Genomic DNA, 19,849 nt, shown 5'->3' on the forward strand with positions numbered 1-19,849 from the left:
ATATCTGATTTATTTTCAAATGATATACCTAATTAGAATCCTACTCTTAAACCAACATTGTATGATTTAGCTACAGGGAATGCACCTTCATCAATACCCATGTGTGTATCTTGATTGTCATTGCCTGAAGTTCTCAAGTTGACATCGGGATCCAAACCTTTGTATTTCGTAAATGTGAACAAGTTTTGACCTTGCACATAAACTTGAACAGAGTTTAGCTTCACAATCTTCAAGAAGCTAGCCGGTACATTGTAGCTTAACTGAATATTCTTAATTCGCATGTAAGAACCATCTTCTACGAAATAAGTAGAGATTTGCTGACTTGTACCATCTTGAGAATTCAAGCGAGGTAACAAGGCATTATCTCCTTGTTTCTTCCAAGAGTTATATAACATGTCTTTTGAACGGTTACCTTGGAACGTATTAAAGTCAGTCCAGTATTTTTGGTAATTGAACAATTCATTACCTTGAACACCTTGCGCAAATACAGTTAAATCCCAGTTTTTATAACCAAGATTTAAGTTGATTCCATACGTGAAATCAGGATGTGGATTACCGATGATTGTTTTATCAGCAGCAGTAATGACATTGTCGCCATTAATATCACGGAATTTGAAAACACCCGCACGCGTGTAGGTACCAAATTTAGGTGCCGCAGCAGCTTCTGCATCATCCTTAATAACACCATCAATGATGTAACCAAAGAAACTAGAAATAGGCAAGCCTGCTCTTGTCACCGAGATTGATGGAAGACGTGTTGAGAATCCAAATACAGATGCTTTCGGATCGTCATTTAGTTTTACAACCTCATTTTTGTATTGTGAGATTTGACCCGAAACTGAGTAACGGAAATCGCCGATGCGATCACGGTACGTTACATTTAAGTCAATCCCCGTATTGTTTACTTCACCAATATTCACATAAGGAATAGAAGCAGAACCTGCCGTTTTCGGAATGGGTACTTGCGTTAACATATCGGATGTTGTACGCGTATACCAGTCTAAGTTAACATCCAACTTGTTGTTCCAGAAACTCGCATCTATACCAATGTTGGTTGATGTGTTTGTTTCCCAACGACCACCTGTATTACCAAATTGTGCGATATCAAAACCTGTTGCGATTGAGTTCCCTGATCCAGAAATATCATAGGCATTGTTGTTTGGATCTGGTGTAAATAACGTATAAGCGTTATAAACGTTTGGAATCAATTGGTTACCCGTTTTACCCCAACCACCACGAACTTTGAATTCATTGATGAATGTCAAATCCTTCATGAATGCTAATTCTGTTAGGCGTGCACCTAATGAGAATGCAGGGAAGATACCGTAACGGTAATTTGATGCGAAACGTGATGAACCATCACGACGTAACGTAAAATCAGCTAGTAATAACTCTTTGTACGAGTAGTTTACTTTTCCAAATTGGGAGAACAAAGCTGTGATTGTTGCTCCTGATCCTGCATTCGATAAACCAGCTGCTGAACCGTTATTCAAATAACGATAAGATAAATCATCAAATGCGAAATTTGAACGTGCCGCACTAAATCCGACACCATACGTTGAAACGGCTTCAGTACCAACTAACACATTCACTGTGTGATCACCTAACGTTTTATTATAGTTCAAGGTGTTGTACCAAGTTACCGCACGATCGTAACTATTTGAAACCGTTAAACTGTTCGCATTACGAGCTTCGGCCGCTTCAATATCACGGTTTAAATAGGCCGCTTGGTTGAAGTTGTTGTATTCAAAACCAAGACTTGTACGGGCTTTTAAATTTTTGATGATTTCCAATTCTGTAAATACATTACCAAAGATGTGTGTTGCTTTAATTGGGTTATCACGCTCTCTCCATTGACGCGCTAATGGGTTAGGCGCGTTACCTAAGTTGGAACCACGAGATCCTGCAAAACCATTCAAGTTAGATGAGTTAGTTCCGCCTAAAGCCGTTGGACCACCCGTAATATCAAATACCGGAATGATTGGTTGAATACGAATCGCAAAGGAAATAGGGTTAGATTCGTTGTTGTTACCCGAAGGAACACCTGTACGCTCATCGTATGAAACGGTAAAGTTTTCACCGAAAGTTAACGCTCCTTTTTTGAATTCGGTATTCGCTCTTACGGAATAACGCTTGTATCCTGTATACTTCAAAATACCTTCTTGGTCAAAATAACTCGCCGAAATTGCATATTTGCCATTTTTCGAACCACCTGTTGCGCCTAATTGATAATTAGAGATTTTAGCAGGGCCGAAAATTACATTTTGCCAATCAGTACCTTCTTTATTTGCTTTGGTAATATTGAAAGCCGTTTTTCCTAAGTTAGGATCTGTGATGTCATTTGTATAGGTATAGTTCGCAGGCAGCGCGCCATATACGTTTGGATAGATATAATCTGCAATGGTTTGAGATCCATCTGCACCGAAACGGTATTGTGCCGAAGGAGATGTTCCTGCAGGCTTTCCAGCACCAATTTCAGATTCATAGTAATACTGACCCAATTCTTTCGTGTTCAACAAATCTAATGTCCTACCTACTGTCTGAGTACCCGTATACATGTCGAAGTTGATTTTAGGCTCTCCTTCGCCACCACGTTTTGTTGTAATGATCACAACCCCATTCGCAGCACGCGCTCCGTAGATAGATGCGGCAGATGCATCTTTTAATACTTGCATCGACTCAATATCAGCTGGGTTGATTTGGTTTAAGGTTCCTTGCGTAGGTACACCATCAATTACATATAGTGGTGAATTGTTGTTGATTGAACCAAAACCACGGATACGAACCATCGTTCCTCCACCGGGAGAGTTGTCATTACCAACAGTCACACCGGACGCACGTCCTTGTAACATTTGCGTTAAACTCGCGGAAGGTACTGCTGTTAATTCCTTAGCTCCTACAACTGTTACCGCTCCCGTAATGTCCTTTTTACGTTGGGAAGAGTAACCAGTTACAACGACTTCGTTCAACTGACTTACATCTTCGTCTAAGGACACGGTGATGCTTGATCGGTTGCCCACGGCTACATTTTTAGTAACATAACCCACGGACGAGATCACTAATTCAGCGTTTCCGCTTTTTACATTAATGGAGAAAGCTCCATTTCCATCTGTTGTGGTACCCGTAGTGGTACCTTTAATTGCAACAGAAACACCAGGTATTCCTCCGCCCTTGGCGTCTTGGATACTACCTGTCACTTTTCGGTCTTGACCAAAAGCCACCCATGAGAGGGTTAGCATGAAGGCCATCAGAAAGACCACTCTGCTTACGTAGAAATTGTTTTTCATAAAATATAAGGTTTGAGTGATAATTGACAAACGTTATTTGCCAACTTATTTTTGCCAATATATAAAACAATTGCATCCGTGCTACACTGTTTTATAATTATTTTAAGAAAAAGTTTAAAAATTATCAAATAATCATAATTTCTTAATGATGAGGTAATTAGCCTGTTCTGCATAGGTAAATCTCCAAGCTTTGCGTACCTTTGTCTTTTGCATTTATTATAAAGAATAGAATATGTTAAACTTGGTATTGTTTGGCCCTCCAGGTGCAGGGAAAGGAACTCAATCAGCAAAATTGATTGAGCAATATGGGTTAATTCACTTGTCTACCGGTGATTTATTGCGTGCAGAAATTTCTGCGGGAACAACCTTAGGTTTGGAAGCAAAGAAATTGATGGATCAAGGAATTTTAGTTCCAGATGCCGTTGTCATCGGAATGATTGATAATAAGTTGAACGAAAATAAAGCTGCTGCAGGTTTTATCTTCGATGGTTTTCCTCGTACGGTTGCGCAAGCAGCGGCATTGGACAACCTATTAGCTCAACACGATGTTAGTATCCAACAAATGATTGCCTTGGAGGTAGAAGAAGAAGAGTTGACGCAGCGACTTTTATCTAGAGGTAAAACATCTGGTCGCCCTGATGACCAAAACGAAGATTTGATTCGTAAGCGCGTCCAAGAATATACAGAGAAAACGGCACCCGTTGCAGATTTTTATGCCCAACAAGGGAAGTTTACGGGTATCAATGGGGTAGGGGAAATAGAAGATATTTATGCCCAAATCGTTTCCATTGTTGAAAAGAATTAATTAAGAACTAAGAGTGAAGAGTTAAGAGGTAAGAAGTAAATGGTGTTTGATTTTATTTCAGCCTAAAATCTCCAGACTTTTGACTTCGGACTGATTAAATCACCTGACTAAAGATTTGCTAGTAACTAGCGACTAATGACTAAAATATGACATCAAATTTCATCGATTACGTTAAAATTAACTTACGTTCAGGACGTGGAGGAAGTGGTTCTTCTCACTTTAGAAGAGAAAAACACGTTCCAAAAGGCGGACCGGATGGCGGTGATGGCGGTCGGGGAGGTCACGTCTATATCGTAGGAAATAGTCAACATTGGACCTTGCTTCACTTGAAATTTCAGAAACACATCATTGCCGATAATGGTAAAGGTGGAGAAGGCGGTCGCCGTTCTGGTTTGGAAGGGGAAGATATTTTCATTGAAGTGCCTTTGGGAACCATTGTCAAAGACGCGGAAACCAATGAGTTTCTAGCCGAAGTGACCGAAGAAGGTCAAAAAGTATTGTTACTACCAGGCGGTCGTGGTGGTTTGGGTAATACACACTTTAAGTCTTCCACAAATCAATCGCCACGTCATGCCCAACCGGGTGAGGCTGGTTTAGAACGCTGGGTGGTCATGGAATTGAAAGTTCTTGCGGATGTCGGTTTAGTTGGTTTTCCAAATGCAGGAAAATCGACCTTGCTTTCCGTGCTTTCTGCGGCGAAACCTGAAATTGCCGACTATCCTTTTACAACCTTGGTTCCTAACCTGGGTGTTGTCGCCTACCGGGATTACAAGTCATTTGTGGTTGCCGATATTCCCGGCATTATCGAAGGTGCAGCGGAAGGAAAAGGACTTGGTTTACGCTTTTTGCGCCACATTGAGCGGAATTCAATTCTTTGCTTTTTGATTCCATCAGATGCTGAAAATTGGGGCGATGAATATCAAATCTTAGTGGGCGAATTAGAGAAATACAATCCTGAATTATTGCATAAGCGTCGCGTACTCGTTGTTTCAAAAATGGATTTGTCCATCCCTGAAATGGAAGAGGAAATGCGGGAGAGCCTTCCAAAAGATCTTCCATTAGTCTTCATTTCTTCGGTAACGAATACCGGTATTCAAGAATTGAAAGACCTACTTTGGGAAACCTTGCAGGAAGAAAATAAAGATGTCGCCAAACAAGTGGAAAGTTCCATTGAAATTCTTCCGCCAGCACAACTCGCTACTGATCCTCAAGAAGAAATCGAATAAATAATTTGTTTACACAATAAAAAAGGTCGCCCGATGGACGACCTTTTTTTATGCTATCTGCGTTGCCATTAAAGCAATGCCTTCATTGAAGGTTCTTGGCTTGTATCCCAACATCGTTTTGGCTTTCGTCAGAATAAATCCCGTTCTCGGAGGTCTTCTAGCGGGTTGTGAAAAGGTGGAAGAATCAGCTGGCTTGATCAATTCTTTTGGTAGATGATAAAATTCCGCCGTTTTAATCGCCATTTCGTAGGGCGTTAATAATTCTTCGCCTGATATGTTGAAAATTCCTTCCGCTTCTTTTTGTGCAATAAGCCAACATCCTATCGCGAGGTCTTCAGCAAGGGTAGGAGTTCTAAATTGGTCCGTAACCACATTAATTTGTTTGCCTTCTTCCAAAGATTTTTTCACCCATAAAATAATATTCGTTCGACTCATATCAGGTACGATACCAAATACTAATACGGTGCGTGCAATAGCCCAACGAATCGAGGAGGCTTGAATGATTTGTTCAGCCTTTAATTTACTTTCGCCATAAACCGAGATAGGGTTCGGTACCGCATCTTCAGCATAGGGTCCTGCCTCGCCATCAAAAATAAAATCTGTGGACAAATGGCATAGGAAACTTTGGTGCTTGGCACATGCGGCCACAATGTATTCGACGGCCTTGACATTTAAGGCTTCACATCCGGTTAGATCACTTTCACAGGTGTCAACGTTCGTCATTGCCGCCGTATGAATAACAATTTGTGGTTTATGTCGGGTGAATACATCTTCCACGGCCGCTGGGTCCGTTATATCAAGTGTTTGGTAGGTATAACCTATTTGATTAGGTAAACGATTTTCACCGCGTGCAGTCGCAATCAAATTAACGCCAGACTCTTTGCTGAGTAGGTCGACTAACTTTTGCCCTAGTAGGCCATTCGATCCTGTGATGAGAATGGTTTTTTTCATGATGCTAATTGTTTCCTAATGTCTTGTAATAACGTTTGCGCACCCTGTGCAATTAAATCTTGCGCGACAGCCTTACCCAATGTCTCAGGATCTGTTCCGATGCCCGTGGCTTTTAGTTCAACTTCTCCCTGTAGTCCAAGTACACCTGCTTGTAGATGTAATCCGTCTGCATGCTGTTTGGCATGACCAAATACAGGGACGCTACAGCCACCATCCAATTGCGCTAATAAATGTCTTTCCGCAAGTAAACAGGCCTCTGTGGGTTCATCATTGCAAAGCTGACGTATCGCAATCGCTAACGCAGGATCCAATTGACTTGAACTTTGTATCGCGACGGAACCTTGGCCCACAGCCGGAGTAAATGTATCGATCGGTAAATGTTCAACGATGTAAGATTCCATACCCATGCGGTGCACACCGGCATAGGCCAATATCATGGCATCACAAGCCCCGCTTTTTAATTTTTCTAATCTCGTTTGAAGATTTCCGCGCATCTCCACCAAGGTATGTTGCGAGTATTCTTTTGCCAACATGGCGCGTCGACGTGTACTAGAGGTACCAACAATAGCACCTGCTACAGCCAACCGAAAATCTGGATTTAAGCTTAAGACAACATCATGTGCAGCCTCTCGCTTTGTGAAGGCGATTAAGGGTAAATCTGCGGCCAATGTTGATGGAAGATCTTTGGCTGAATGTTGAGCGATGTCAATCTCTCCATTCCGAAGCATTGTCTCCAACTCTTCGGTAAAAACACCTTTTGCACCAATTTTCGAAAGGGATCGATCAAGGATTTTATCGCCAATGGTTACAATGTCGATAATTTCAACGGAATATCCTGCGGCCTCCAACAAGCAAGCGATGTGCCTTGCTTGCCACATGGCAAGGGCAGAATTACGCGTCCCGATTCGAATGAGTTTATTTGTTGGCATTAGCAATTCGAATTATTTGTAAAGATAAATCCAAGTGAATCATTTTTGCCCGACCATTTCTTTCCAAATGATAGTGCGCGGTAGACACTTTTTCGCTTATTTTTTCAATGGATTGGCGATTCAAGGTTTTAGAAAAATTCGTAATAAACGCTTTCTCTTTTTCCAAAGCCTTAATCAAGGTCGGCGCATCCGAAATTTGATATAAACACTGTCTGAAAATGTGCAATGCGTACTCCAATAGACTTTTTTGGTCTTCTTTGGCAAGACCATCAAACTGGTCGGCAAGGCCAACCAACTTGCTCAAATTCTTTTGATAAACAGCGCGCATCCAGTCGGCAAACCACGTAGAAGTGCTCAGATTTTCCGACTTGGCTTTTTCGAGTGCCCAGGCAATATTTCCTTCGCAGCTAATGGCTAAATTTTGCGCATTTTCGAGGCTCGTCCCTGTTTCTTTGACTAGGAAATCGGCAAGAGAAACTTCGTCAACAGCCTGAATTGCAATGCGTTGGGTACGAGATAATATGGTTGTCAAAAGCTTTTGTGCATCGGAGCAAATAAGCAAAAATAAGGTGTCGCTTGGCGGCTCTTCTAAGGTCTTGAGTAGCGCATTTCCGGAAGATAAATTCAATGATTCAGGATTCCAGATGATGACTACTTTGAATGGCGCTTCAAAGGGTTTTAGGCTTATTTTTCCAAGTAGTTTTCGCGTTTCTTCGACGGGAATGTTCCCTTGTTTATTTCCTTCAGCACCCATGGCTGCGAGCCACTCGGGTAGAACTCTAAAGAGGCCTCCGGTGATGAAATTACGCCATTCGGGTAAAAATGCATCGGATTCTGCTTCCTTGATCTTTTTGGTGGTAACACTTGGGAATAGGTACACAATATCCGGATGAATTCCTTTATGTACTTTCTGGCAACTAGGACATGTACCACATGCATCGTCACCTTGACGGTTCATGCAAAACAAAAATGAGGTGAATGCCATTGCCATGGCTAACTGTGCGCCACCCGTAGGACCATGAAATAACTGAGCGTGCGCAATATGTTCGTTGAGAACAGATTGGCTCAATTGTTTCTTGGTTTGATGTAATCCGGGGATGTCTTGAAAGCGCATGCGGTTTCCCTAAAAAATGAATAGGCTAATTTCGGGCATTTGCTTCCTCTTTCCAAATTTGTTCGATGATGCTAGGCAGATTTTCGGGGATTTCTTGCTTTTTGGCGCGAATCCATGCCGCTGCGTTTTCTGCCGCGCGATCCTTTCGATAAGGCTTGACCTGCGGGTACTCACCCCAAGTCAGTGATGGGACAAATTTTGGTAAAAATTGACTGCCACTGATGTTGCAATGATTGCCTACCACGGTTCCCGTATTGAATTTGGTATGAATTCCGGTGCTCACGAAGTCACCCATCAAAATCCCGAATGAGCCGCTTTTCGTGTCCCGTAATTCGTTTGTATGATAATCGTATATAAGGACGTTCTTCAAGTCATTTCGCACGTTTGAACAAGTGGTTAATGCACCCAAATTACAAAATGAACCAATAATCGAATTGCCGATGAACCCTTCGTGGGCTTTGTTGCTATAGGGGAAGAAAAGGCTGGCGCTGATTTCGCCGCCAACTTTACAGCCGGGGCCAATGGTCGTTAGTGGTCTGATTTTAGTGCCTAAGTTGGTTACACTTCCTTCCAGTATCGCTGCTGGGCCTTGAATGCATGTTCCAATTTGGAGATTTACATTTGCTCCAATATGGATAGGCCCGTGACTTGCATCGAGGATTGTTCCATTTAGCTGGGCGCTCGGGTCGATGTAACAATTATGAGGATGAATAATGGTTGTGCCGTGGGCTGTATAACGGGCTGGATCAACGTTATTGGGCTCAATGTCAGCATGTAATGCTTGGTGATTGGCCGCAAGTAAATCTTCTGGATATTGGATGTATGCCGGTTGGTCTTGCAGGTAATGAATATTCGTATGATTGGTGCTTGGCGCTGCTGCTCGGTAGGCGATCCATTGTTTATTCCAATATAGAGCCGTTTCCTCCGGTAGCTGGAGTAGACTGTTTAGGAGGGATGGACTCGGAAGTACGGATCCTAGGATATAGGTGTCAGCGGGGATATCTTTCCGGTAAGGCATCCATTTAGCTTCAATCGTTTGTAAACCTACCCAAAGTTCGCGCAGTTTGCGCATGTACGTAAGAGGTCTCAATTGAAGGCAAATCTGCCCATCATCTACTAATCGTTCGGTGTTCCACATGTTGCAAATAAACGGAAAAAGCCCCAACATGAAATCATGTAGAGGCTTTTTTTGTATACTAAAAAGAATACTAGTTTTTCGCGTAACGCTTGTTGAATTTATCAACACGACCCGTAGTATCTAACAACACATTTTTACCTGTGTAGAATGGGTGTGATTGAGAAGAAACCTCTAGTTTGTAAACTGGGTAAGTTGCTCCTTCAAATTCAGTTGTTTCAGTTGTTTGAACGCAAGAACGTGTTAAGAATTTGTAATCAGCTGATAAATCGTGAAATACAACTTCTTTGTATTCTGGGTGGATATCTTTTTTCATTGTGTTTGTATAATGACGATTCCCTGCCGTCTATTTAAAATTAATTGGAAATCCCTGGGAATGGACTTCATTTATTCGGGTTGCAAAATTAATTATTATCTACATAAATACAAATCATGCGCCTATATAATTTTCAATAAAATCAAAGCCTGAAGGCCTTGAAATTTTTTTTCAAAAATATTTTATGGTACTTTTCCAAGACAGATACTGCCATTGGATTTTCCTATGGCGCTATGTCATAGTGTATTTTAAATATGCAATTATTTTCATCTATTTTAGCTTAGAAAAATGTTTGCACAGCCTCTCATTTTTTTCTAATTTTACGTAGTGCCCAAGCCGCTGGAAGTGCTTCAATTTCCGGCTTACGAAAAGCAATAAAACAAAACCGCCAACAGACCGATTTTAGCCATAAATAGGTCTAGTAAAATTAAGAAAAAGCAAATTCTTAGGCGGGAATCTTATTGTGTTAAGTTTGGCTTGTTCCAGATTGATTATTCTAATTTATATTTTATAGAAACACATGTACGTAATTAAAAGAGACGGTCGTCGCGAATCTGTCAAGTTTGACAAAATCACAGCTCGCATTGAGAAGTTGTGCTACAGCTTGGATCCATTTTTTGTTCAACCTTTAGAGGTGGCAAGAAAGGTTATTTCAGGTTTATATGATGGGGTTAAGACGACTGAATTGGATAATTTAGCAGCGGAAACAGCGGCTTCTTTGACAACAAAGCACCCAGATTACGCAACATTAGCTGCGCGTATAGCCATCTCAAACCTGCATAAGAACACGTTAAAGTCGTTTTCTGCAACAATGAAGCGTCTATATACGTACATTGATCCTAAGACAGGACAAAATGCAGCACTTCTTTCGAAAGAGGTTTTTGATATCATCAAGAAGAATGCTGTTGAATTAGATGAAGCAATTATCTATGACCGGGATTTTGGTTATGACTACTTCGGTTTCAAAACATTAGAGAAATCTTATTTATTAAAGTTGGATGGCGCTATCGCGGAACGTCCTCAGCACATGTTGATGCGTGTGGCTGTAGGTATCCACGGTACTGACATTGCAGCTGCAATTCATACATATAATTTGTTGTCTGAGCGTTGGTTTACACATGCAACTCCAACCTTGTTCAACGCAGGTACACCGAAGCCTCAAATGTCTTCATGTTTCTTGCTTGCTATGCAGGACGATTCGATCGAAGGTATCTATGATACATTGAAGCAAACAGCGAAGATTTCGCAGTCGGCGGGAGGTATCGGATTGAGCATTCATAATGTACGTGCCACGGGCTCATACATCAAAGGAACGAACGGTACTTCGAATGGTATTATTCCTATGTTGCGTGTATTCAATGATACAGCACGTTACGTGGATCAAGGGGGTGGAAAGCGTAAAGGTTCCTTTGCGATTTACTTAGAGCCTTGGCATGCAGATGTATTCGATTTCTTGGAATTGAAGAAAAACCACGGAAAAGAAGAAATGCGTGCGCGTGATTTATTCTATGCCTTGTGGATTCCAGATTTGTTCATGAAGCGTGTGGAAAGCAATGAAGAATGGTCTTTGTTCTGCCCACACGAGTGTCCAGGTCTTTCGGATGCTTACGGTGAGGAGTTTGAGGCATTATACCACAAGTATGAATTAGAAGGCAAAGCGCGTGCGACAGTGAAAGCACAAGAGCTTTGGTTTAAAGTATTAGAGTCGCAAACTGAAACAGGTACACCTTACATGTTGTACAAGGATCACGCGAACAACAAATCGAACCAGAAGAATTTGGGTACCATCAAGTCGTCGAACTTGTGTACTGAAATCATGGAATATACATCGAAAGATGAAGTTGCTGTATGTAATCTAGCTTCATTGGCATTGCCTAAGTATGTTCGCACCAACGAGCAAGGTGTGTCTGAGTTTGATCACGCGAAGTTATATGAAGTAACAAAGGCGGCAACTGTCAACTTGAACAAGATTATTGATGTTAACTACTACCCAGTTCCTGAAGCACGTAATTCAAACTTACGTCACCGTCCAATCGGTTTAGGGGTTCAAGGATTAGCTGACGTGTTCATCATGTTGCGTATGCCATTTGAGTCTGCAGAAGCACAACAATTGAACAAAGACATTTTCGAAACAATCTATTTCGCTGCGATGGAAGCATCCATGGAATTAGCGAAAGTAGAAGGTCCTTACTCGACGTGGGAAGGCTCACCAATCTCGAAAGGTATTTTCCAATTTGATATGTGGAATGTTACTCCATCTTCAGGTAACTGGGATTGGGATAAATTACGCCAACACGTTGTTGAGCACGGTGTACGTAACTCATTGTTAGTAGCACCAATGCCTACAGCTTCTACGAGTCAAATCTTAGGTAACAACGAATGTTTCGAACCATACACTTCAAACATCTATGCACGTCGTGTGTTGTCTGGTGAGTTTGCGGTTGTTAATAAGCACTTGTTGAAAGATTTGATCAAGTTGAACTTGTGGAATGAAACGATGAAGAACAAATTGATCTCTGCGAATGGATCTGTTCAAAACATCCCAGAAATTCCTCAAAACCTAAAAGAGCTTTATAAGACTGTTTGGGAGATTAAGCAAAAAACAATCTTGGAGATGGCTGCAGATCGTGGCGCATACATCTGCCAGTCACAAAGTTTAAATATCCACATTCAAGATGTAAACTTTGGTAAATTAACATCGATGCACTTCCACGCTTGGAAGTTAGGTTTGAAAACAGGTATGTATTACTTGCGTACAAAAGCCGCTGCTGATGCGATTAAATTTACGATTGAGAAACAAGCTGACGTGGCAATCGAGCAATCGAATGATGTACACGAGACAGAATTGCAATATGCTGCACATGCGGCTCAAGCAGCTGCCGCAGCTTCATTCCAAACGGAAGATGCTCAAAATCGCGCTGATATGTCATGCTCATTGGATAATCCAGAGGCATGCGAGGCTTGTGGTTCATAATCATGAGATAAATTAACTTGTCAAAATCACCTAGTCGCAAGATTAGGTGATTTTCATATTTTAAGCTACTATGCAAATAAAGAAGGAACTATATTTTTTCGTATTTCTCGGACTAATTCTATTGGCTCTTTTTTTACGCGTGTATCACCTTGGGCAATTTAGCCTATTTTCCGATGAACGATCAAGTGTCTTACTAGGCGTTGCCAATACCAACCAAGGCGGCATGGGTGAACTGATGCGCCCAGACAAAACTTTCACTCCGGCTGATTTTTGGGCACCCAGAGGGATAAAATCTTGGTTGGATGCCGATGCCCGTGGCGATGTCAGTGGGAATAGCCTCGTGCACGACATGATGCTCAAGCTATTTGCTTGGTTATTTGGAAAAGGAGATGCTGCGATGCGTAGTGTCTCGGTCATGTTCAATATGTTGACGATTTGGGTCATGTTCCGCTGGGCCCGACAATTCACGAAGTCAAACATATGGACACTCGCGATTGTCTTGTTCGCTGCCATCGAACCATTCTTTGTTATTTACAGTCAGCAAGCACGTAATTATGCGACAAGTTTGTTTTTCACAACGGCATCCAACTATCTATTTTGGTTATTAGTGATCAAACGAGAAGGCGAATTGAATGGCAATAAAAAATACTTGCTATTGTGGGCAATCGCCTCGCTTGGAGCCCTTTTTAGTACCTATTTAACGGCATTAGCACTTGTGGGGCAGTTTGCTTATATGGCATTGTTTGTGCGCAATAAGTCGATTTGGCTTCGGATGATTACGCGTCTAGGCTTAATTCTTGTGCCATTTGTTGCCTGGTTTATCTGGGGACCCGCCCGTTATTTCATGGGTTTTCAGGCAAATGCAGCAGAACAACTCATCACCTACATTAAGAAAAATGGTGAAATTCCTGGTTGGCTTGAATTTGCCACACCTTCGAATCTCTTCAAGCGTACCATTTCGATCTTATCAGATCATTTTTTCTGGACTAATGACTTGTATGTTAAACATGGTTTTAAAATTGGAACGGTACTTCTAGTAGGATTTCTTTTTTTAGTTTATCAATGGGTTAAATCATTGGATCGGGCAAATCGTGGTGTATATGTGTTAGGAATCATTCAAATCGTACTTCCTGTCGTTTTTCTATTCGCCGCAGCCGTAAATGCAGGGACGACATCAGGATTTTTTCTTCGTTACGCATGTTTTGGGCTACCCTTTGGTATTTTTCTTTCCGTTGGCCTATTCGATTATATTCTGAAACAAGCCATTTGGTATCGGATTTTTGCTTTTGTTTATTTATTGGCCCAGACCTATCAATTGGTCGAATTATTTGTGCCTTTGTATACTGACCAACATCAGAAATACACCTTTTCGGTCAATCGGGGACCCAATCCTTACCCACTTATCGCTTCAACGATTCAAGCAAAATATCAAAAAGGAGATACGGTTGTTTATCCTTCGTCCAAAGCGAATATCTTGGATTCGAAATACTTACGTAATCTGGTTATTGATCCCTTGGATGCGCAGAATGTTAATCTATACTTGAGTGAAACTGATTCATTCATTCAGCGCGTAGATCCTTACTTGCAGGATTCGGTTTTGATTAAAAAAAGCAATGGTCAGGTGATCGTTATTTTTGATTTTAAGAAAGGGAAATATAGATACTAATGAAATTAAATCGAGTTCTTGTCGCCTACGGGATTGTGTCCATCGTTGAACTGCTTGTGAGTCATTCAGCCATTCGATATGTCACTAAGCCCCTGTTGATGATTTTATTAGGCGTTTATGTATATGCTTTTGGCTTAAAACCTGCCGTGCGTAATGCTTTGTTATTCACGTTGCTTTTTGCTTGGTTGGGGGATGTTTTTCTTTTGATTCCGGGTAATTCTGCCTTGTATTTTCAATTAGGCTTAGGGTCTTTCTTGGTCATGCAACTTGCATATATTCGGTTATTTATTAAGTTAGGCGCAACAAGATTGACCTATTTATTAATTCCGGTTCTTGTTTATGTCTTCGGATTTTTGGGATTTTTATACCCCAATCTTCCAGGTGCTCTGGTACCCCCTGTACTTGTTTATGCACTTGCGCTCGGGTCAATGTTGTATTTTGCCTTTCAGATTTCAAGTGTACAACTCCGTGTGGGAGCGTTTTTGTTTGTGGTTTCGGATAGCTTATTAGCTTTTGGTAAGTTTTATTTTGAATATCCTTGGAATTCTTTTGCGGTCATGTCGACTTATATCCTAGCTCAATTGCTACTAATCCATGCTTTGTGTAAATTGCAAGCTCAGCGATAATCACACGTACATGGATGCTCAAGTTCTCAATCAATTAGCAAGTCAATTACAGGGTGCTTTGCACACGGACAACGTGATGCGAACTTTGTATGCCACGGATGCTTCTGCCTACCGGGAGATGCCACTAGGTGTTGCGATTCCTGAAACCATCCAGGATATTGAGACGTTGATTCAGTTTGCTGACCAACATCAAATTCCGTTAATTCCACGGACAGCCGGGACTTCATTAGCTGGTCAGGTCGTAGGAAATGGCTTAGTTGTCGATGTCTCAAAGCATTTCAATCGGATTTTGGAGGTAAATGCTGCTGAATCCTATGCTTGGGTTGAACCAGGTGTTGTGCGTGATGTGCTGAATGTAGAGTTGAAAAAACACGGTTTATTCTTTGGTCCTGAAACGTCCACTGCAAATCGCGCGATGATCGGGGGGATGCTCGGAAATAATTCCTGTGGGTCTAATTCTGTTATTTATGGCTCTACGCGCGATCATATTTTAGAAGTTGAAGGCTATTTGTCGGACGGCACTTTCGTGCAATTTAAAGCGGAAGATCCGCATCAAACCGTTCAAAAATTGCAACCCGGCTCTCGCTTGCATACGATTTATGCACAGACCTTGGCCGCACTTTCGAATCCGCGGAATCAAAAGAATATTCAGGATGAATTTCCAAAGCCGAGTATCAAGCGTAGAAATACAGGCTATGCGGTGGATATGTTGTTGAATTCCGATGCCTTTCTTGCCGACAAGCCGGCCTTTAATTTTTGTGCGCTCTTAGCGGGTTCGGAAGGAACCTTGTGTTTTGTGACACGCATTAAATTGCATGTAGATCCCTTGCCACCTGCCCATTTAGGCTTGGTTTGTGCGCACTTTAATACGATAGATGAGGCCTTGCGGGCTAATTTAATTGCCTTGCGATTTAATCCTTCGGCATCTGAGTTGATGGATCATTATATTTTAGAATGTACCAAAGCGAATGCGGAACAGAGTCTGAACCGTTTCTTCGTTGATGGTGACCCTGGGGCTATTTTGGTTGTTGAACTTCGTTCCGACAATGCAGAGGATTTAGCAAAGCAAGCAAAGGCCGTCGAAGAAGCGATGTTGGCTGAAAACCTTGGATATCATTTCCCGTTTGTAACAGGCGGTGATGTGAAAAAGGTTTGGGATTTACGGAAAGCGGGTTTAGGCCTTTTATCAAATCTGCCAGGTGATGAAAAGGCGGTTGCGGTGATTGAAGATACGGCGGTTGACGTGAATGATTTACCGGCTTTTATAGCTGAGTTTAACGAAATACTTACTGAAAATAATTTGTACTGCGTGCACTATGCACATGCGGGTTCGGGTGAATTGCACCTGCGTCCCATCATCAATTTGAAGACGGCAGAAGGTCATAAACAATTCCGACATATTGCGGAAGCAATTGCGGAATTGGTTAAGAAATACCAAGGATCTTTGTCGGGCGAGCACGGAGATGGTCGTTTACGTGGGGAATTTATCCCTTGGATGGTGGGTGAGGCGAATTACCAATTAATGCGTGAATTGAAGTCTTGGTGGGATCCGAAGGGAATTTTTAATCCCAATAAGATTGTGGACACGCCACCGATGGATACGTTTTTGCGGTATGAGGCGGGCCAACAAACGCCTGAGTTTAAGACAGCATTCCGTTACCAGGATCAAGATGTTTTGCAACATGCGGAACAATGTAATGGTTCGGGGGATTGTCGGAAGACGCCTGTTTCCGGAGGAACGATGTGCCCGTCGTTTATGGCGACACGTAATGAAAAGGAAACCACACGTGCCCGTGCGAATATCCTTCGAGAATTTTTAACACGTTCAACCAAACCCAATCGCTTTGATCACAAGGAGATTAAGGAGGTAATGGATTTGTGTTTGGCATGTAAAGGCTGTAAGGCGGAATGTCCGTCGAACGTCGATGTGGCTAAATTGAAGATGGAATTCTTGTACCAATATCAAAAAGAAAATGGTACTCCCTTGCGTAGTCGGATGGTCGGGCATTTTGCGTCGATTTCTTCACTAGCATCTCGGGTACCTTTTCTCTATAATTTGATTATGGGGACACCTTTCTTGCGTCGAATTTCCAATCGGATTGTAGGTTTCCATCCGGATCGTACGATGCCTTTGATGGCGAAGCAAACCTTAAATTCTTGGTTGAAAGGGCGTAAAACTATTCAGTCTGCAAAATCCATTTATCTTTTTGTAGATGAGTTTACGAATTATAACGATGCCGAAGTGGGTCGTAAGGCTGTTTTGTTATTGGAAGCCTTGGGCTATGAAGTTCGCACGTTAGAGCACCCTATTTCAGGACGTTCATTTTTATCCAAAGGTATGTTGGATGAGGCACGAAATTTGGCACAGAAGAATGTCGAACTATGGTCGGGTTTAGTAAGCGCTGACATTCCTTTAGTCGGCATTGAACCATCTGCCATTTTAACCTTCCGCGATGAATATCCGGATTTGGTATCGGATGCGTGGGTAGAAAAAGCACAGGCATTGAGTAAAAATGTGTTATTGCTGGAGGAGTTTATTGCACGTGAGGCTGATGCCAAACGAATTAATAGCAAGGCTTTCCAGACAGATAAGAAATTATTGAAGTTGCATGGGCATTGCCAACAAAAATCCATGAGTTCATTGGTGGCAGCTAAGAAGGCTTTGTCATTGCCGGCAAACTTTGAGGTGCAATTGATCCCATCGGGATGTTGCGGGATGGCAGGTTCCTTCGGATATGAAAAGGAGCATTATGATTTGTCGATGCAAATTGGGGAATTGGTCCTATTCCCTACGGTGCGTGCTCAACCGGCTGAAGTTGAAATTGTTGCCTCTGGAACGAGTTGCCGACATCAAATTCACGACGGTACGCAACGCCATGCGAAGCATACCGCCGAGGTATTATTTGAAGCTTTGGCTTAGAATTTCCAACGAACAAAGGCTTCCATGGCCTCATATTCAGCTAAACCGAGTGCATTGTAAATTTGAGCAGTGCCTCGGTTTCGTTCTTCAGCCCGTTGCCAGAATTCACGTGAATCTTCCCCTTGGAAAACCACGCCGTCTTTCTGTGATTGGTGTTTGAAGATACCCATCCGTTTTTTGAATACTTGATCGGGTGACATCGGAACGGCCATTTCAATTTGGTCGATATCCCATTCGGCCCAAGCACCTTTGTACAGCCAGACCCAACAGTTCTTCATGTACTCTCTGTGTTTTAACCGTTGGATAGCTTCAAATATGGCATCCAAACATACCTTATGCGTGCCATGTGGATCGGCGAGGTCTCCTGCTGCATAAATTTGATGCGGTTGGACTTCCTCGATGATGTCCATAATTAATTGGATGTCGGCTTCGCCAATCGGTTTTTTACGTATCGTTCCTGTCTCGTAAAAAGGCATGTGTAGGAAGTGGGCGTTCTCTTTTTTGATGCCTACGAACCGACAGGTATTTTTTGCTTCCCCTTGTCGGATAAGTCCTTTGATTTCGCGAACCGCGGGGATATCCAATTCAGAGTCTTTCTTGTTTTTCAAGAATTTGACAGCTTCTTTGTAGATTTTGTTGGCTTTCGCGTTCGAGCTTTCAAATTTTTCATTGAAATCGACCACGAATTCAGCGAAGCGAAGTGCCTCGTCGTCAGCGACAGCGATGTTTCCTGATGTTTGGTAAACAACATGAACATCATGGCCTTGATCATGTAATCGCTGGAAAGTACCTCCCATCGAAATGATGTCGTCGTCAGGGTGGGGGCTAAAAATGATTACTTTTTTCTTAGCAGGAAAGGCGCGTTCCGGTCTATGTGTATCGTCAGCATTCGGTTTTCCACCTGGCCAGCCCGTGATGGAATGTTGTAAGTAGTTGAATACCTCGATATTGATATCGTAGGCCTGTCCATAAAGGGATAATAAATCAGACATCCCGTGTTCATTGTAATCTTTGCTGGTTAGTTTTAATACAGGCTTTCCCAAATGTAAGGACAGATGTGTCACAGCCTTCTTGATCATGTTGCGATCCCAGGTAACGGAGTCGACCAACCAAGGTGTTTTAATCCGTGTTAACAAAGACGCTGCCGTTTCATCCAGAATGAACAGTGTATTTGGATGTTGCTGTAAATAAGTCGCAGGAATATCAGATGTGATAGGCCCTTCCACGGCTTTCGCAACGCTTTGCGCTTTGTGTTCACCCCAAGCTAATAAAACAATACGTTTCGCTTGCATGATCTTGTCGATACCTAACGTGATTGCTCGTTTAGGGACTTTTTCTAATCCTCCAAAATCAATAGCTGCATCGATTTTCGTTGTGATGTCGAGTGTCATCAAACGCGTTTTCGAGTTGATAACGGATCCAGGTTCATTGAATCCAATGTGGCCGTTGCGACCAATTCCAAGCAGGTAAAAGTCGAAACCGCCTAACTTTTCGATTTTGGCTTCATAGTCTCGGCAGAACTCAGGTATCTTTTCAATGGTTAAAGTTCCATCCGGAATATGGTAATTTGTTACCGGTATGTCAATGTGGTCAAACAACTGCTCCCGCATGAATCGCACATAACTTTGGATGGAATCGGGTTCCATGGGATGGTATTCATCTAAGTTGAAGGTGATTACATTTTTAAAACTCAAGCCTTCTTCCTTGTGCATTCGGATCAATTCTTGATAGACTTTTTTCGGAGATGATCCTGTGGCTAGTCCCAAAATTGTTGGTTTTCCTTCCTTGTTTTTTTCTCTGATGAGTGCTGCTATTTCATGTGCTACGGCTTTTGATGCCTGCTCAGAATCATCAAATATTCGCGTTGGGATACGTTCAAAACTAATGGCTTGTTCCATAA

Annotated in this window: 13 protein-coding genes; 6 read left to right on the plus strand and 7 right to left on the minus strand. The window is 42.1% G+C overall.

Going from position 1 to position 19,849, the window contains the following annotated elements; genetic code table 11:
• Window positions 1-32: 32 nt before the first annotated feature.
• Complete coding sequence (locus PQG45_RS01035) at window positions 33-3,287, minus strand: SusC/RagA family TonB-linked outer membrane protein (RefSeq protein WP_315576035.1); 3,255 nt, start codon at window positions 3,285-3,287, stop codon at window positions 33-35.
• A 232-nt stretch (window positions 3,288-3,519) separates the two neighbouring features.
• On the opposite strand from PQG45_RS01035, the gene PQG45_RS01040 reads away from it, so the two are divergent.
• Both PQG45_RS01040 and obgE read left to right on the plus strand, forming a co-directional pair.
• Window positions 3,520-4,092: an adenylate kinase gene (locus tag PQG45_RS01040; protein WP_315576033.1), complete on the plus strand. Its 573-nt coding sequence runs from the start codon at window positions 3,520-3,522 to the stop codon at window positions 4,090-4,092.
• Between the two features lie 146 nt (window positions 4,093-4,238).
• On the plus strand, window positions 4,239-5,318 hold the full coding sequence (gene obgE / locus PQG45_RS01045) for a GTPase ObgE (protein ID WP_316070132.1): 1,080 nt from the start codon (window positions 4,239-4,241) through the stop codon (window positions 5,316-5,318).
• Between the two features lie 48 nt (window positions 5,319-5,366).
• Here obgE and PQG45_RS01050 read toward each other — a convergent pair whose 3' ends face one another.
• The 5 genes from PQG45_RS01050 to PQG45_RS01070 all read right to left on the minus strand — a co-directional run bounded on the left by PQG45_RS01050 (window position 5,367) and on the right by PQG45_RS01070 (window position 9,763).
• Window positions 5,367-6,269, minus strand: a complete 903-nt coding sequence (locus PQG45_RS01050; RefSeq protein WP_315576030.1) for an SDR family oxidoreductase — start codon at window positions 6,267-6,269, stop codon at window positions 5,367-5,369.
• Window positions 6,266-7,198, minus strand: a complete 933-nt coding sequence (gene hemC, locus PQG45_RS01055) for a hydroxymethylbilane synthase (protein ID WP_315576028.1) — start codon at window positions 7,196-7,198, stop codon at window positions 6,266-6,268. Before hemC ends, PQG45_RS01050 begins: the two co-directional genes overlap by 4 nt.
• Window positions 7,185-8,312 carry a DNA polymerase III subunit gene (locus PQG45_RS01060; protein ID WP_315576027.1) on the minus strand — a complete coding sequence of 376 codons (1,128 nt, stop codon included), beginning with the start codon at window positions 8,310-8,312 and terminating at the stop codon, window positions 7,185-7,187. The genes hemC and PQG45_RS01060 overlap by 14 nt, the downstream gene beginning before the upstream one ends.
• A 25-nt stretch (window positions 8,313-8,337) precedes the next feature.
• On the minus strand, window positions 8,338-9,384 hold the full coding sequence (locus PQG45_RS01065; protein WP_316070133.1) for a putative sugar nucleotidyl transferase: 1,047 nt from the start codon (window positions 9,382-9,384) through the stop codon (window positions 8,338-8,340).
• Between the two features lie 136 nt (window positions 9,385-9,520).
• Window positions 9,521-9,763, minus strand: a complete 243-nt coding sequence (locus PQG45_RS01070) for a type B 50S ribosomal protein L31 (protein ID WP_315576023.1) — start codon at window positions 9,761-9,763, stop codon at window positions 9,521-9,523.
• Between the two features lie 520 nt (window positions 9,764-10,283).
• Here PQG45_RS01070 and PQG45_RS01075 point away from each other — a divergent pair.
• From PQG45_RS01075 to PQG45_RS01090, 4 genes are all read left to right on the plus strand, one after another.
• Window positions 10,284-12,737, plus strand: a complete 2,454-nt coding sequence (locus PQG45_RS01075; RefSeq protein WP_316070134.1) for a ribonucleoside-diphosphate reductase subunit alpha — start codon at window positions 10,284-10,286, stop codon at window positions 12,735-12,737.
• Window positions 12,738-12,807: 70 nt separating this feature from the next.
• Window positions 12,808-14,403 carry a glycosyltransferase family 39 protein gene (locus PQG45_RS01080; protein ID WP_316070135.1) on the plus strand — a complete coding sequence of 532 codons (1,596 nt, stop codon included), beginning with the start codon at window positions 12,808-12,810 and terminating at the stop codon, window positions 14,401-14,403.
• Window positions 14,403-15,029 carry a lysoplasmalogenase gene (locus PQG45_RS01085; protein ID WP_315576017.1) on the plus strand — a complete coding sequence of 209 codons (627 nt, stop codon included), beginning with the start codon at window positions 14,403-14,405 and terminating at the stop codon, window positions 15,027-15,029. Before PQG45_RS01080 ends, PQG45_RS01085 begins: the two co-directional genes overlap by 1 nt.
• Window positions 15,030-15,039: 10 nt before the next feature.
• Window positions 15,040-17,949 carry an FAD-binding and (Fe-S)-binding domain-containing protein gene (locus PQG45_RS01090; RefSeq protein ID WP_315576016.1) on the plus strand — a complete coding sequence of 970 codons (2,910 nt, stop codon included), beginning with the start codon at window positions 15,040-15,042 and terminating at the stop codon, window positions 17,947-17,949.
• Here PQG45_RS01090 and nagB read toward each other — a convergent pair.
• Entirely contained in the window at window positions 17,946-19,847 is a 1,902-nt protein-coding gene (nagB, locus tag PQG45_RS01095) for a glucosamine-6-phosphate deaminase (RefSeq protein ID WP_315576015.1), read from the minus strand. The two genes, PQG45_RS01090 and nagB, sit on opposite strands and share 4 nt — an antisense overlap.
• Window positions 19,848-19,849 lie beyond the last annotated feature (2 nt).

The organism is Aquirufa regiilacus (assembly GCF_032470275.1).
Lineage (GTDB): Bacteria > Bacteroidota > Bacteroidia > Cytophagales > Spirosomataceae > Aquirufa > Aquirufa regiilacus.

What these genes read in the sequence shown, in the direction of transcription:
- PQG45_RS01035 (WP_315576035.1), bottom strand. Translation starts at nt 3,287, where the DNA reads ATGAAAAACAATTTCTACGTAAGCAGAGTGGTCTTTCTGATGGCCTTC.
- PQG45_RS01040 (WP_315576033.1), top strand. Translation starts at nt 3,520, where the DNA reads ATGTTAAACTTGGTATTGTTTGGCCCTCCAGGTGCAGGGAAAGGAACT.
- obgE (WP_316070132.1), top strand. Translation starts at nt 4,239, where the DNA reads ATGACATCAAATTTCATCGATTACGTTAAAATTAACTTACGTTCAGGA.
- PQG45_RS01050 (WP_315576030.1), bottom strand. Translation starts at nt 6,269, where the DNA reads ATGAAAAAAACCATTCTCATCACAGGATCGAATGGCCTACTAGGGCAA.
- hemC (WP_315576028.1), bottom strand. Translation starts at nt 7,198, where the DNA reads ATGCCAACAAATAAACTCATTCGAATCGGGACGCGTAATTCTGCCCTT.
- PQG45_RS01060 (WP_315576027.1), bottom strand. Translation starts at nt 8,312, where the DNA reads ATGCGCTTTCAAGACATCCCCGGATTACATCAAACCAAGAAACAATTG.
- PQG45_RS01065 (WP_316070133.1), bottom strand. Translation starts at nt 9,384, where the DNA reads ATGCGCAAACTGCGCGAACTTTGGGTAGGTTTACAAACGATTGAAGCT.
- PQG45_RS01070 (WP_315576023.1), bottom strand. Translation starts at nt 9,763, where the DNA reads ATGAAAAAAGATATCCACCCAGAATACAAAGAAGTTGTATTTCACGAT.
- PQG45_RS01075 (WP_316070134.1), top strand. Translation starts at nt 10,284, where the DNA reads ATGTACGTAATTAAAAGAGACGGTCGTCGCGAATCTGTCAAGTTTGAC.
- PQG45_RS01080 (WP_316070135.1), top strand. Translation starts at nt 12,808, where the DNA reads ATGCAAATAAAGAAGGAACTATATTTTTTCGTATTTCTCGGACTAATT.
- PQG45_RS01085 (WP_315576017.1), top strand. Translation starts at nt 14,403, where the DNA reads ATGAAATTAAATCGAGTTCTTGTCGCCTACGGGATTGTGTCCATCGTT.
- PQG45_RS01090 (WP_315576016.1), top strand. Translation starts at nt 15,040, where the DNA reads ATGGATGCTCAAGTTCTCAATCAATTAGCAAGTCAATTACAGGGTGCT.
- nagB (WP_315576015.1), bottom strand. Translation starts at nt 19,847, where the DNA reads ATGGAACAAGCCATTAGTTTTGAACGTATCCCAACGCGAATATTTGAT.